We start from the raw sequence: 14,272 nt of genomic DNA on the forward strand, positions 1-14,272 counted from the left end.
AATGTTATAGAATTCATCTTAATGAATGACATAGTCTATCATGGCGTTACAGGGAAATATTATTGAATCGTACCGGAGCTGAAATGGAGATTAACTTTAAGCGCAGGATCAGTGTCAGCAGGCCCTATATGACAGGCAATTCCCCGGAGGGGGAGATACAGATCACCCGATTTTTTGAAAGTGATCGGGGGCGGATTATCCATTCGGCCGCTTTGCGACGTTTACAACAGAAGACCCAGGTGTTTCCTCTGGAGCGTAATGCCGCGGTACGTTCGAGGCTGACGCACTCTCTGGAAGTCCAGCAGACCGGGCGCTATATCGTGCGGGAAATTTTGCAGCGTTTGAAGCAGCAACCCGGCGGGCTGAGTGCCTTCGGATTAGAGGAGTTTGAGCGGGGAGCGGAAAGTCTGGTTGAGATGGCTTGTCTGCTGCACGATGTCGGTAATCCGCCTTTCGGGCATTTCGGGGAAGCGGCGATCAATGACTGGTTCAATGCCCATCTGACGGAAATCCTGAGTGGTGCGCTGAGTGCGGGAAACGGAGTATCGCCGGACTGCGAGAGGTTACGGCAGGATATTTACCAGGATCTCGCTCATTTTGAAGGTAATGCCCAGGCCATCCGATTGGTGCATACTTTGCTGCAACTGAACCTTAGTTATTCCCAGGTGGCCTGTATTCTGAAATATACCGCGCCGGCATGGTGGCAGGGGAGTAAACCTGAAGCATTTTCCGTGCTGATGAAAAAACCGGGCTTTTATCTGTCAGAGCAGGAATATGTCTCGCAATTGCGTACCGCCACCGGCATGGACGAATACCACCGCTTTCCCCTGACTTATATCATGGAAGCCGCAGATGATATTTCCTACTGTATTGCTGACCTCGACGATGCCGTTGAGAAAGCTATCTTCAGTGTCGATAGCTTGTACCGCTATTTGCAGGAGGCCTGGGGCGAAACACGGCCGGAGGATATTTTCAGCCGCACCATCGGTGATGCCTGGAAGGCCGCCAGCTCAGGTAAACGCCGCAGTCAGAGTGATCAGTTCTTTATGTCTTTGCGGGTCAATGTGCACCGGGTTCTGGTCTCTTTGGCGGTAAAGCGATTTATTGCCAATCTGCCCGCGATTTTTAAGGGAGATTTCAATCATGCTTTACTGGAGGATGGCGGCGAGGCCGGGCGTCTTCTCGCCGTGTTCAAACAGGTTGCCCGTAAGCACGTGTTTAATCATTCTGAAGTCGAACAACTGGAATTACAGGGGTACCGTGTCATTCAGGGGCTGCTTGATGCTTATAAGCCTATGATGTTACTCAGTGCAGACGATTTTACTCAGCTGGCGGAACATGATGAATTGCAGGGGCATCCGATAGAAACCCGGTTATTCCATCGGCTTTCTGATAAGCATATTAAAGCGTATCAGAACCACATGTGTTCACTTTCCGGGGGGCCGTCTGAAGAGTGGCAGTTATGGGAGCGCTATTACCGGCTACGGCTGATGCAGGATTATATCAGCGGAATGACTGACCTTTTTGCCTGGGAAGAATATCGCCGTTTAATGGCGGTTGATTTTGTCTGAGTTTTGTAAATCGCGGGAATATTTATTTACTTTTAACAAGTGCTTTCCGATGAACTTACGGGTAAATAATAACTCTCAACTGATGACTACAGCAATGGTCTGAATAGCAAATAATACAGAGAGCCAGAACATGAAAAAAACCACTTTAGCATTAAGTGCACTCGCATTAAGCCTTGGAATGGCATTTGCGCCCATGACTGCTTCTGCGGCGGAATCTGCATCTTCAACCAGTCAGCAACTCCCGAGTCTGGCTCCGATGCTTAAAAGAATTATGCCTTCGGTAGTCAGCATCAGTGTTTCAGGAACTGCACCGGTAAAAGCATCTCAGGATAGCCAGCAGTTCCAGCAGTTTTTTGGTGATATGTCACCGTTCTGTCAGGATGGCTCGCCCTTCCAGAATTCACCGATTTGCCAGGCACCTGGTGCCGGCGGCGGTACCCCGCAGCAGCAGCAGTTCCGTGCTCTGGGCTCCGGTGTCATTATTAATGCCGATAAAGGTTATGTGGTAACGAACAATCACGTCGTGGAAAATGCCACTTCTATCCAGGTCCAGCTCAGTGACGGACGTCGTTATGATGCTAAAGTCATTGGTAAAGATCCCCGTACGGATATCGCGCTTATTCAGTTGAAAGATGCGAAAGATCTGACCGCAATTAAAATTGCCGACTCGGATAATCTGCAGGTCGGTGATTACACTGTCGCCATCGGTAACCCTTACGGACTGGGCGAAACCGTGACTTCCGGGATTGTATCTGCACTGGGTCGTAGTGGTCTGAATGTCGAAAACTATGAAAACTTTATTCAGACGGATGCTGCTATTAACCGGGGGAACTCCGGGGGAGCACTGGTTAATCTGAACGGTGAACTGATTGGTATTAATACCGCGATCCTGGCGCCGGACGGAGGCAATATCGGTATCGGCTTTGCTATCCCATCTAACATGGTGAAAAACCTGACGGCTCAGATGATTGAATACGGTCAGGTCAAACGGGGTGAGCTGGGGATTATGGGAACCGAGCTGAACTCTGAAATCGCGCAGGCGATGAAAGTCAACGCTCAGCGTGGCGCCTTTGTCAGCCAGGTTCTGCCTAATACCTCCGCGGCGAAAGCAGGTCTTAAAGCCGGGGATGTCATTATCTCACTGAACAACAAACCACTGACAAGCTTTGCGGCATTGCGTGCTGATGTCGGTACCATGCCGATAGGGACCAAAGTGGAACTGGGCTTATTACGTGATGGTAAACCTATGACGGTTAGCGTAACTATTCAGCAGAGCACTCAGGATAAAGTCCAGTCCTCCAATATCTACACCGGTATTGAAGGAGCCGAACTGAGTAATTATGAGGCTGGCGGACAAAAAGGTGTTCGCATTGACAGTGTGACTCCGGGGAGCCGTGCGGCAGCCATCGGCCTGAAAAAAGGCGATATTATTCTGGGCGTGAATCAGCAGAATATCAGCAACCTGGGTGAGCTGCGTAAAGTTCTGGACAGTAAACCTTCTGTCCTGGCACTGGACGTTAAGCGTGGTGACAGCAATCTGTACTTATTAGCGCAGTAAGCGGTCATTCGCAGGGACAAAAAAGCCGGTCAGCGTCCTGACCGGCTTTTTTATATGCCTGACCCGGCGAGTTATTTACGGGTGAGCTTTTCCAGATCGGCTTCAATCTCAGAAATTTTGTTGGATACGACCAGTTCCAGATGACGTAAGTCATCAAGAATTTTCACTTTCAGATCGACATCTTCCTGCTCCTGCTGGCAGATTTGATCCAGCTCATCGATAACATATCTCAGGTTAGGACTGATTTCCTGAACTTCCCTGAATCCCTGTGCAGACTGATCAGAAACGATCGTTTTTCGCTGACGCGGGTATTTAAACTTCACGCTTTTGGCAAAAAACTCGCCTTTATCCTTACGGAAATAGATCTTCAGGATATCGTTATTCGCCTCCTGGCGAAGGCTGTAACGGTCAACTTCTTCAGGGTGGGTAATCCCCAGACTTTTCAGATTATCGTACATAGCAGTTTTCCTCTTCAGGGGATCATGCCCGTTCAGCGCCGGGCATCTTTAGCACGATATTACTATCGCGGCCTCATATGGAAACCGTCATGATGGCTGTCTGACGCCGTCTGCCGGTAGCCTGTATACGGGGTATCCCACATTCAGGACAGGGAAGATGACCGGAGACTCACGGTCTCCCGTGATGTTTCCGGTCAGGTCATTAGTCAATGGTACGCAGTAATTCGTTAATACCGACTTTGCCCAGAGTTTTCGCATCCACTTTCTTAACGATAACGGCACAGTAAAGGCTGTATTTACCATCTTTAGACGGCAGGTTACCGGAAACGACGACAGAACCGGCAGGGACACGGCCGTAGTGGACTTCACCCGTTTCACGGTCATAAATTTTGGTGCTCTGACCAATATAGACACCCATAGAGATGACCGCACCTTCTTCGACGATAACACCTTCCACGATTTCTGAACGTGCGCCGATAAAGCAGTTATCTTCGATAATTGTCGGGTTTGCCTGCAGGGGTTCGAGTACACCACCGATACCTACGCCACCGGACAGGTGTACGTTTTTACCGATCTGCGCACAGGAGCCTACGGTGGCCCAGGTATCAACCATGGTACCTTCATCGACGTAAGCACCAATATTGACGTAGGAAGGCATCAGTACGGTGTTACGGGCGATAAACGCACCCTGACGAACGGCCGCAGGAGGAACAACACGGAAACCTTCCTGGCGGAAGCGAGCTTCGTCATAGCCTGCAAATTTCATCGGAACTTTATCGTAGAAGCGGGTTTCTGCGCCTTCGATAACTTCGTTATCGTGAATACGGAACGATAACAGGACTGCTTTTTTCAGCCATTGATGAGTGACCCATTCACCGTTAATCTTCTCGGCAACACGTACCTTACCGCTGTCAATCAGCGAGATGACCTCGGTGATCGCATCGCGGGTTTCAGCATCTACGCTGGCCGGGGTAATTTCGGTACGCCGTTCAAATGCGGCTTCAATGATTTTCTGTAAGTGTTGCATTCTTTTTTCCTGCATCAATGGTTTGGTAAAAACTGACTACCCGATGATTTCCGGTGGCGTGAGGTTTCTGCAACCGGTTAGGACCATGGGGAAAAGGGCAGTCCGAAGGTTCGCTGCCCTCAGGGTGAATTACCCTTTATCGTTTGGATTCAGGGCTTCTGTCAACCGTTGTTGTAAACTATCGCGCATTTTATCATCCAGCGCCCGGCGTTCATTGTTGGCCAGGATGAATAAATCCTCAACCCGTTCACCGATGGTGCTGATCCGCGCGCCATGCAGCGAGATCCCTAAATCGGCAAAAACTGCACCGATTTGTGCCAGCAATCCCGGAGCGTCGAGAGCGACCAGTTCCAGATACGTTCTCTGGTTAGTATGGCCCGGCAGAAAGCGTATTTCGGTATCGACCGTAAAATGTCGTAAACGGGGTGACAGGCGACGCGGGCGAGGCGGGGTCCATTCCGGCTGAGAAAGCGCCTGTACCAGTCCGTGAATGATTGCCTCATGGCGATCGTGGGCCAGCGGGCTGCCATCCGGCTCCAGAACGATAAAGGTATCCATCGCCATGCCGTCACGGTTAGTAAAAATCTGCGCGTCATGCACACTGAGATTACGCCTGTCCAGTTCCCCGGCCACGGTCGCAAAAAGATACGCACGGTCAGGGCTCCAGATGAAAATCTCCGTCCCCCCACGGGAAGCCTGCGGATGGATCAGTACCAATGGCTGATCCAGCGTATGCTTCAGCAGATGGCGGGCATGCCAGGCAAGCTGCTGGGCGGTATGACGTAAAAAGTAGTCAGCCCGGCACCGGTTCCAGATCTTGTGTAAGCGGGTTTCATCAATATTGTCCATACGCAGCAGGGCCAGCGCCTGCAGACGGTTATGGCGGACGCGTTCCCGTAAATCCGGACTGCTGTCCATTCCACGGTGGAGCTGTTTCTCGGCGGCAAAGTAAAGCTCCCGCAACAGACTCTGTTTCCAGCTATTCCAGAGGCTTTCATTGGTCGCACAGATATCTGCGACCGTCAGACAGATAAGCAACCGTAACTGCTTTTCGTTCTGCATCACTAAGGCAAATTCCCGAATCACCGCGGGGTCCTGAATATCCCGGCGCTGTGCGGTGACTGACATCAGCAGATGGTGCCTGACCAGCCAGGAGATCAGTTGTGCATCACGGGAATTCAGACCGTGTAACCTGGCAAATTCAATGACATCTTCGGCACCCAGTATCGAGTGGTCGCCCCCGCGTCCCTTAGCGATATCATGGAACAGTGCCGCGATTAACAATATTTCCGGGTGGATCAGTCGCTGCCAGATATCCACACAGAGGGGATGTTTTTCACGGGTTTGTTCATTGGAAAAACTTTCCAGTTTTTGTAATACACGCAGTGTGTGCTCATCGACCGTATAAGCGTGGAACAGGTCAAACTGCATCTGACCGACAATCAGATTCCATTGAGGTAAATAGGCTGTCAGTACACCGTGATGGTGCATCGGGACTAAAGCACGACTGACCGCGCCGGGATGGCGTAAAATATCCATAAACAGCTGCCGTGCTTCCGGAATGTCACACAAGGAATATTCCAGAGACTGCAAGGCGTGCCGAAGTAAGCGCAGTGTGGCGGAATAAATACCGTGAATATTTTTATTACGAACGATCTCGCTGAATAATCGGATAATGGCTGCCGGCTGTTTTATAAACAGTTCTTCATCACGAACATCGATCAGATGGCCCCGCAGCTGAAAGTCATTATCAAGAGGTTGCGGTTTCCCGGTCGCGGGCAGGGCAAGAATAGCCTCATCAAATAGCTGCAGCAGCATTTCATTCAGCTCACCGATGTGGCGGGTGACGCGGTAGAAATCTTTCATCATTTTCTCTACCGGCTCATTCCCTTCGCCCTGATAATTCAGCCGCTGTGCCACTGCCAGCTGTCGGTCAAAGAGCAGACGGTTATCGTAGCGCGTCAGCGTCAGATGTAAGGCGAAGCGGATACGCCATAAAAAATCCTGACACTGATTCAGTTCATCGCGCTCTTCAGGGGTGAGAAACCCGAAATCTACCATTTCATCCAGAGAGGTGGCGCCGAAATGACGACGGGCGACCCACAACAGGGTATGAATATCGCGCAGACCGCCCGGACTGCTTTTAATGTCCGGTTCCAGATTATAACTGGTGCCGTGATAGCGAAGGTGCCGTGCCTTTTGCTCGTCGGTCTTGGCCGCGAAAAAGTCAGTGGATGGCCAGAACCCTTCGCTGAAAATATTCTTTTGTAATTCCAGGAACAGAGAAACATCCCCGGTGAGCATGCGTGACTCTATCAGATTGGTTGCCACCGTCAGGTCAGAGAGTCCTTCCAGCAGACACTCTTCCAGTGTTCTGACGCTATGCCCGACTTCCAGTTTTAAATCCCAGAGCAGGGTCAGTAACTCACTGACCCGGTGTGCACCCTGTTCATCCAAAGGATGGCGGCTGAGGATCAGCACATCAATGTCAGAAAGCGGATGCAGCTCCTGGCGGCCATAACCTCCGACCGCGACCAGCGCAGTATCTTTGACGCCATGGAAACCGAAAAAACGCCAGAGGCGGGTCAGCAGGTGATCGATAAACCGTGTGCGTGCATCTATAAGCTGACTGACAGGCTGACCGGCATCAAAGGCATCCCCAAGGGCTGACTGGAATACATCCAGGCGGGATTTCAGTGTCTCGCGGGTTAATTGATCATCGGGCCAATGCAGCGGGGCATCCGTACTACTTTTGTCGATTACGTCTGGCAGGTGGCTTCGCATTATCACTACTCATTGGATAAAAAAGCCGGCAATTGCCGGCTTTCAGGGAGTCAAATGTCAGTCTTAACCTTCATTCACCAGTACCGCAGGGATAGTCTCTTCCTGGCGAAGGGTCAGGATCTCACAGCCATTATCTGTCACCACAATAGTATGTTCATATTGAGCCGACAAGCTGCGATCTTTGGTTTTCACCGTCCAGCCATCTTTCATGCTGCGAATGCGGAAATCACCGGCGTTTACCATCGGCTCGATGGTAAAGGTCATGCCTTTCTGTAAGACCACGCCACTGTCATCGGCATCGTAGTGCAGAACCTGAGGTTCTTCATGGAATCCTTTACCGATACCATGACCGCAATACTCGCGGACCACCGAGAAGTCATTGGCTTCAACGAACTTCTGAATTTCACGACCCAGTGTACGTAACCGGATGCCAGGCTTAACCATTTTTAATGCCAGGTAAAGGCTTTCCTGGGTGATGCGGCACAGACGTTCGCCGAGGATGGTCGGTTTACCGACGATAAACATTTTTGAAGTATCACCGTGATACTCATCTTTGATGACCGTGACGTCGATGTTGACGATATCACCGTCCTTCAGGATGCGGTCATCGCTCGGGATACCATGACACACCACTTCGTTGATAGAAATGCATACCGATTTAGGAAAACCATGATAACCGAGGCAAGCCGAAACGGCCTGTTGCTCACCGGTAATGTAGTCCGCGCAAATCCGGTCCAGCTCTCCGGTTGAAATACCCGGCTTTACATGGGCTGCGATCATTTCTAGCACTTCAGCGGCCAGACGGCCAGCGACCCGCATTTTTTCGATTTCTTCAGGAGTTTTAATTGAGATAGCCATTGAATCAGTCCAGTTGCAGCCAGTCAGTACCGGCAAACGAAAGAATTTATACGTGCGCTATGTTAACAGTCAGCAAAACCGCTGCCAACGTTAATCACCCGTCATGGGTTTTGTACAGGGCGCAGAAATTTTAACCGTTGCCGGTAACAATGATTGCCGCTGAGGGGGGATTTGTGGTATAAAACGCGCCGACGAATCCAGGCTCACCCTTGCGGGGGGCCGGAAAGTTTCATTCTCATTATGTGAAAAGGCAGTGTACAGCGTTACGCATTGCGTGACAGGTACAGACTGACCAAAACACACATGTATCGACACATACTCCGGGGTGCCTTATACAGGTCGGTAGTATGGGATACATGGAGGCTCAACCCCAACATATATTTTTAGAGGTAATCATGGCTACTGTTTCCATGCGCGATATGCTTAAGGCCGGTGTTCACTTTGGTCACCAGACCCGTTACTGGAACCCAAAAATGAAACCATTCATCTTTGGTGCTCGTAACAAAGTTCACATCATCAACCTTGAGCAGACTGTGCCAATGTTTAACGACGCTCTGGCTGAGTTAAGCAAGATCTCTTCCCGTAAAGGTAAGATCCTGTTCGTTGGTACCAAACGCGCTGCAAGCGAAGCTATCAAAGAATCTGCGCTGAACTGCGATCAGTTCTTTGTTAACCACCGTTGGTTAGGTGGTATGCTGACTAACTGGAAAACTGTTCGTCAGTCAATCAAACGTCTGAAAGATCTGGAATCTCAGTCTCAGGACGGTACTTTTGATAAACTGACCAAGAAAGAAGCTCTGATGCGTACCCGTGAACTGGCTAAGCTGGAAAACAGCCTGGGTGGTATCAAAGACATGGGCGGCCTGCCTGATGCTCTGTTTGTCATCGATGCTGACCACGAGCACATCGCAATCAAAGAAGCAAACAACCTGGGTATCCCGGTATTTGCTATCGTTGATACTAACTCTGATCCGGATGGCGTTGATTTCGTTATCCCTGGTAACGACGATGCGATCCGTGCAGTAAGCCTGTACCTGAATGCAGCTGCAGCAGCTGTCCGCGAAGGTCGTTCTCAGGACCTGGCTGAACAGGCTGAAGAAGTGTCTTTAGAAAACGTCTGATAAGGACTGCTCTTTCAAAGAGCCCTTAGCGTCAGATGTGATCTGCAAGGGGCCGCTTCAGGCCCCTTTTATTATTTTAAAATTCGTTGAGCCTGAATCCGTTCGGCTGGACGAAGTAAAATATCCTGCGAAATGATGCTGTTTATAATTACCTGCGGGTAAGAATGAACAGATCACAGTTAACCGAGGACTTAAGAATGGCTGACATTACCGCTGCTCTGGTAAAAGAACTGCGCGAGCGTACTGGCGCTGGCATGATGGAATGTAAAAAAGCGCTGGTTGAAGCTAACGGTGACATCGAACTGGCTATCGACAACATGCGTAAAAATGGTCAGGCAAAAGCGGCGAAGAAATCTGGTCGCGTTGCTGCTGAAGGTGTGATCCTGACCCACGTTGAAGGTAACGCCGGGATCATCGTTGAGCTGAACTGCGAAACTGACTTCGTTGCTAAAGATGCTGGCTTCCTGGCGTTCGGTCAGGACGTTCTGGCTGCAGCTGTTGCTGACAAAATCACTGACGTTGATGTCCTGAAAGCGAAATTTGAAGAGCAGCGTACTGCGCTGGTTGCCAAAATCGGTGAAAACATCAACATCCGTCGTGTTGCCCGCCTGGAAGGTGACGTTGTAGGTTCATACCTGCACGGTGCACGTATCGGTGTTCTGGTTTCTGCCACCGGTGCTGATGAAGAGCTGGTTAAACACATTGCAATGCACATCGCTGCAAGCAAGCCGGAATATGTTAAGCCTGAAGATGTTCCTGCGGACGTGGTTGCTCGTGAGCACCAGATCCAGCTGGACATCGCAATGCAGTCTGGTAAGCCACGTGAAATCGCAGAAAAAATGGTTTCCGGTCGCATGAACAAGTTCACCGGTGAAGTTTCACTGACTGGTCAGAACTTTGTTATGGATCCATCCAAAACTGTGGGTCAGCTGCTGAAAGAAAAAGGCGCTGACGTCATTAACTTTATCCGCTTCGAAGTGGGTGAAGGTATCGAGAAAGTTGAGTCTGATTTTGCTGCTGAAGTTGCAGCAATGTCCAAACAGTCTTAATGCTCTGCAGGAACCGCCAGAACGGCGGTTCTTTTTTGCCTGCTGATGTGACCCCGGCAGGCAATTTTTCAGCTTCATCCCTATAGTATTTCGAGAAAACAGAGCGGATTATAGACGCGATTTCTCTCTTCTTTATTCACTCATGCTCCAGGAATTAATGATCATGGCGACCAACGCAAAACCGGTATATCAACGTATCCTTCTGAAACTGAGCGGAGAAGCCCTGCAGGGTGCTGAAGGTTTTGGCATTGATGCCAGCATTCTTGACCGCATGGCGCAGGAAGTGAAAGAGCTGGTTGAGTTAGGCATACAGGTCGGCGTCGTGATTGGCGGCGGTAACCTGTTTCGGGGTGCCGGACTGGCAAAAGCCGGAATGAACCGTGTTGTTGGTGACCATATGGGGATGTTAGCCACAGTGATGAACGGTCTGGCGATGCGTGATGCATTGCACCGTGCCTATGTGAATGCCCGTCTGATGTCGGCCATTCCTTTGAATGGCGTCTGTGATAACTACAGCTGGGCTGAAGCTATCAGTCTGCTTCGTAATAACCGGGTGGTAATCTTCTCTGCCGGAACCGGTAACCCGTTCTTTACCACTGATTCTGCTGCCTGTCTGCGCGGCATTGAAATCGAAGCGGATGTGGTATTGAAAGCCACGAAAGTTGACGGTGTCTATTCTGCCGACCCGGTCACCAATCCTGATGCCACGCTACACGAAAAATTAAGCTATCAGGATGTGCTTGAGCGCGAGTTAAAGGTGATGGACCTTGCTGCCTTTACTCTGGCTCGCGACCACAACTTACCTATCCGCGTGTTTAATATGAATAAGCCAGGCGCATTACGCCGCGTAGTGATGGGTGAGAAAGAAGGCACTCTGATAGGGCAGTAATCCCTGTCGGCATAATTTAAAATAAGGTATATTCTGACCAACGCTGGTGATTTGTCGGCGAAGTCTGGCTGATGATGACAGGCCCCGTTCTGCTCAAATCAGAAGCAGAAACATCAGGTCAAAACGAATCCAAGGGTTTTTATTGTGATTAACGATATTAAAAAAGATGCTGAAGTACGCATGGAAAAATGCGTAGAAGCCTTTAAAAATACAATAGGCAAAGTGCGTACCGGACGTGCCTCTCCTACACTGCTGGATGGCATTGTCGTCGAATATTATGGTACTCCGACACCTTTACGCCAGCTGGCTAACGTGACTGTTGAAGATTCACGCACACTGAAAATCAATGTGTTTGATCGTTCTTTAGGTCCTGCCGTAGAAAAAGCCATCATGGCGTCAGACTTAGGTTTAAACCCAAGCTCAGCCGGTACGGATATTCGTGTTCCTCTGCCTCCTCTGACGGAAGAGCGCCGTAAAGATCTGATTAAAATCGTTCGCGGTGAAGCAGAGCAGGGACGTGTGTCTGTACGTAACGTCCGTCGTGATGCGAACGATAAAGTCAAAGCATTACTGAAAGACAAAGAAATCAGTGAAGATGATGAGCGTCGTGCACAGGATGAAATCCAGAAGATGACCGATGCTTCAATCAAAAAAGTAGATGCCGCATTAACTGAGAAAGAAACGGAGTTAATGGAGTTTTAATCTCAGTGCAGCTATCGGTAAAACGCCGCGGAGAAAGACATTGTCGATGGCTTTCTTTCGCGGCGTTTTACATTGCTAAGCGCTCTGCCTAAAGTCATATTTTTACCCCCTTAATTTTTGATGGACATATTGATGAAACGTCTGACGTTACTCGGGTCAACTGGCTCTATCGGAACCAGTACGTTGTCTGTGGTGCGGGAAAACCCTGAGCAATACCAGGTGACTGCTCTTGTCGCGGGAAATAACGCCGCGTTAATGGCGACCCAGTGCAGTGAATTCAGGCCCGCTTACGCCGCAATGGCGACGGAAGCCGCTGCCAGTGAATTGCGTGAACGACTGAAAGCATTGAAGGTTGATACTGAAGTGCTCTCCGGCGTTCAGGCCGCCTGTGAACTGGCCGCATTACCGGAAGTGGATCACGTGATGGCAGCCATTGTCGGTGCCTCCGGCTTGTTACCCACACTTTCGGCCATACGTGCAGGTAAAAGGGTACTGCTGGCGAATAAAGAATCGTTGGTGACCTGTGGCGGACTGTTTATGGAGGAGGTCCGGCGTTCCGGGGCTTGTCTGATGCCTGTCGACAGTGAACATAATGCCATTTTTCAGAGTTTGCCTGCTGTTATACAACAGCAATTAGGGTACGCTGATCTGCGTAATAGTGGCGTTGATTCCGTTATTCTGACCGGCTCCGGCGGCCCTTTTCGGGATGTGCCGCTGACCGGACTCTCCTCAATGACACCGGCGCAAGCGTGTGCCCACCCGAACTGGTCAATGGGAAGAAAAATATCGGTTGATTCGGCCACTATGATGAATAAAGGTCTTGAATACATTGAAGCTCGCTGGCTATTTAACGCGACTGATTCGCAAATGGAAGTGGTGATCCACCCGCAGTCCGTTATCCACTCAATGGTGCGCTATTGTGATGGCAGCGTACTGGCCCAGTTAGGCTCTCCTGATATGCGTACACCCATCGCTCATTCCATGGCATGGCCCGACAGAATACCAGCCTCGGTGAAGCCCCTGGATTTTACCAGGCTCGGAGCCCTGACATTCCTGGCGCCGGACTACCAACGTTATCCTTGCCTGAAGCTGGCAATAGACGCCTGTGCTGCAGGGCAGGCGGCGACCACCGCACTGAATGCAGCTAATGAGATAGCGGTTGAGGCATTTCTTAACGGGCGTATCCGCTTTACGGATATTGCTGCACTCAACCATCAGGTACTGGAAACTGTACAGTTTGCGGAACCGGATAGCGTGGAGTCGGTCATGGAGATTGACGAGCAGACTCGCCGGATCACGGGCGATCTGCTGGCGACGTTGCAATAGCGGGTTTGTTAAGCTGCTATTTGTCCGAATCAGGCGAAAATGGTATAGTCGCATGCTGATATTTCAGAGGTGTGCAGGGGCTTTTACCGGCCTCACTGGTGAAAGATTTTTGCGAGCAGAAAGTATTCAGAGATATCTGGCTCTCTGATGAAAGGAATTTAATACGCATTATGTCGTCCCAATATCAACAAAACACTCCTGACACATACAGGGCGCTGCCGCGGCACGTTGCTATCATCATGGATGGTAACGGGCGCTGGGCGAAAAACCAGGGAAAGTTACGTATATCGGGACACAGGGCCGGAGCTAAGGCTGTCAGGCGTGCGGTAAAATTCGCTGTCACCTGTGAGATGGAAGCTCTGACCCTGTATGCATTCAGTAGTGAAAACTGGAATCGTCCTGAACAGGAGGTTTCTGCACTGATGGAACTCTTCGTCTGGGCGCTCGACAGCGAAGTGAAAAGCCTGCATAAAAACAACGTTCGTCTGAAAATCATCGGTGATGTACAACGTTTTAGTCCGCGTATTCAGCAGCGTATCCGTAGTGCGGAGTCTCTGACAGCTCAGAATACCGGTTTGACGTTAAATATTGCTGCAAACTATGGCGGCCGCTGGGATATCATTGATGGTGTCCGGCAACTGGCGAGTAAAGTACAGCAGGGGCAATTATGCCCTGAAGATATCACGGAAGAAATGCTGGGAGAGCAGCTCTGCTTATGTCATCTGTCTCCGGTTGATTTAGTGATAAGGACTGGGGGAGAACATCGGATCAGTAATTTTCTGTTGTGGCAGGTTGCTTATGCAGAGTTTTACTTTAGTGATGTTCTCTGGCCCGATTTCGATGAACAAGTATTTCAGGGTGCGCTGGATGCCTTCTCTCAACGAGAGCGCCGGTTTGGTGGCGCAGCACCCGATGGCGAATAAATGGAC

Annotated in this window: 12 protein-coding genes; 8 read left to right on the plus strand and 4 right to left on the minus strand. The window is 50.2% G+C overall.

The genetic code is table 11. The features are described from left to right. The first annotated feature begins 83 nt into the window (after positions 1–83). Both dgt and degP read left to right on the plus strand, forming a co-directional pair. Positions 84–1,571, plus strand: coding sequence for a dGTPase (dgt, locus tag CG67_RS01840; protein WP_025901281.1), 1,488 nt, complete (start codon positions 84–86; stop codon positions 1,569–1,571). A 130-nt stretch (positions 1,572–1,701) separates the two neighbouring features. Further along, entirely contained in the window at positions 1,702–3,129 is a 1,428-nt protein-coding gene (degP, locus tag CG67_RS01845; RefSeq protein ID WP_025901282.1) for a serine endoprotease DegP, read from the plus strand. A 71-nt stretch (positions 3,130–3,200) separates the two neighbouring features. Here degP and CG67_RS01850 read toward each other — a convergent pair whose 3' ends face one another. From CG67_RS01850 to map, 4 genes are all read right to left on the minus strand, one after another. Further along, a complete protein-coding gene (locus CG67_RS01850) occupies positions 3,201–3,587 on the minus strand; it encodes a DUF3461 family protein (protein ID WP_025901283.1) in 387 nt (128 codons plus the stop codon). A 202-nt stretch (positions 3,588–3,789) separates the two neighbouring features. After that, entirely contained in the window at positions 3,790–4,614 is an 825-nt protein-coding gene (gene dapD / locus CG67_RS01855) for a 2,3,4,5-tetrahydropyridine-2,6-dicarboxylate N-succinyltransferase (RefSeq protein ID WP_025901284.1), read from the minus strand. A 129-nt stretch (positions 4,615–4,743) separates the two neighbouring features. Next, on the minus strand, positions 4,744–7,398 hold the full coding sequence (gene glnD, locus CG67_RS01860) for a bifunctional uridylyltransferase/uridylyl-removing protein GlnD (protein ID WP_025901285.1): 2,655 nt from the start codon (positions 7,396–7,398) through the stop codon (positions 4,744–4,746). A gap of 63 nt (positions 7,399–7,461) precedes the next feature. Continuing rightward, positions 7,462–8,256 carry a type I methionyl aminopeptidase gene (map, locus tag CG67_RS01865; RefSeq protein WP_025901286.1) on the minus strand — a complete coding sequence of 265 codons (795 nt, stop codon included), beginning with the start codon at positions 8,254–8,256 and terminating at the stop codon, positions 7,462–7,464. A gap of 395 nt (positions 8,257–8,651) precedes the next feature. Here map and rpsB point away from each other — a divergent pair, with 395 nt between their 5' ends. The 6 genes from rpsB to ispU all read left to right on the plus strand — a co-directional run bounded on the left by rpsB (position 8,652) and on the right by ispU (position 14,266). Next, on the plus strand, positions 8,652–9,377 hold the full coding sequence (gene rpsB, locus CG67_RS01870; RefSeq protein ID WP_029990214.1) for a 30S ribosomal protein S2: 726 nt from the start codon (positions 8,652–8,654) through the stop codon (positions 9,375–9,377). Between the two features lie 197 nt (positions 9,378–9,574). Beyond that, complete coding sequence (gene tsf, locus CG67_RS01875) at positions 9,575–10,426, plus strand: translation elongation factor Ts (RefSeq protein ID WP_025901288.1); 852 nt, start codon at positions 9,575–9,577, stop codon at positions 10,424–10,426. A gap of 163 nt (positions 10,427–10,589) precedes the next feature. Further along, positions 10,590–11,315 carry a UMP kinase gene (gene pyrH, locus CG67_RS01880; RefSeq protein WP_025901289.1) on the plus strand — a complete coding sequence of 242 codons (726 nt, stop codon included), beginning with the start codon at positions 10,590–10,592 and terminating at the stop codon, positions 11,313–11,315. A gap of 144 nt (positions 11,316–11,459) precedes the next feature. Next, positions 11,460–12,017 (plus strand): ribosome recycling factor, encoded by a 558-nt coding sequence (gene frr / locus CG67_RS01885; protein WP_025901290.1) that lies wholly within the window; start codon positions 11,460–11,462, stop codon positions 12,015–12,017. Between the two features lie 132 nt (positions 12,018–12,149). Further along, positions 12,150–13,343: a 1-deoxy-D-xylulose-5-phosphate reductoisomerase gene (gene ispC, locus CG67_RS01890; RefSeq protein ID WP_025901291.1), complete on the plus strand. Its 1,194-nt coding sequence runs from the start codon at positions 12,150–12,152 to the stop codon at positions 13,341–13,343. 170 nt (positions 13,344–13,513) lie between these two features. Then, positions 13,514–14,266, plus strand: coding sequence for a (2E,6E)-farnesyl-diphosphate-specific ditrans,polycis-undecaprenyl-diphosphate synthase (ispU, locus tag CG67_RS01895; RefSeq protein ID WP_038024464.1), 753 nt, complete (start codon positions 13,514–13,516; stop codon positions 14,264–14,266). Positions 14,267–14,272 lie beyond the last annotated feature (6 nt).

Origin of the sequence: Tatumella sp. UCD-D_suzukii, from assembly GCF_000611875.2 — a bacterium.
Lineage (GTDB): Bacteria > Pseudomonadota > Gammaproteobacteria > Enterobacterales > Enterobacteriaceae > Tatumella > Tatumella ptyseos.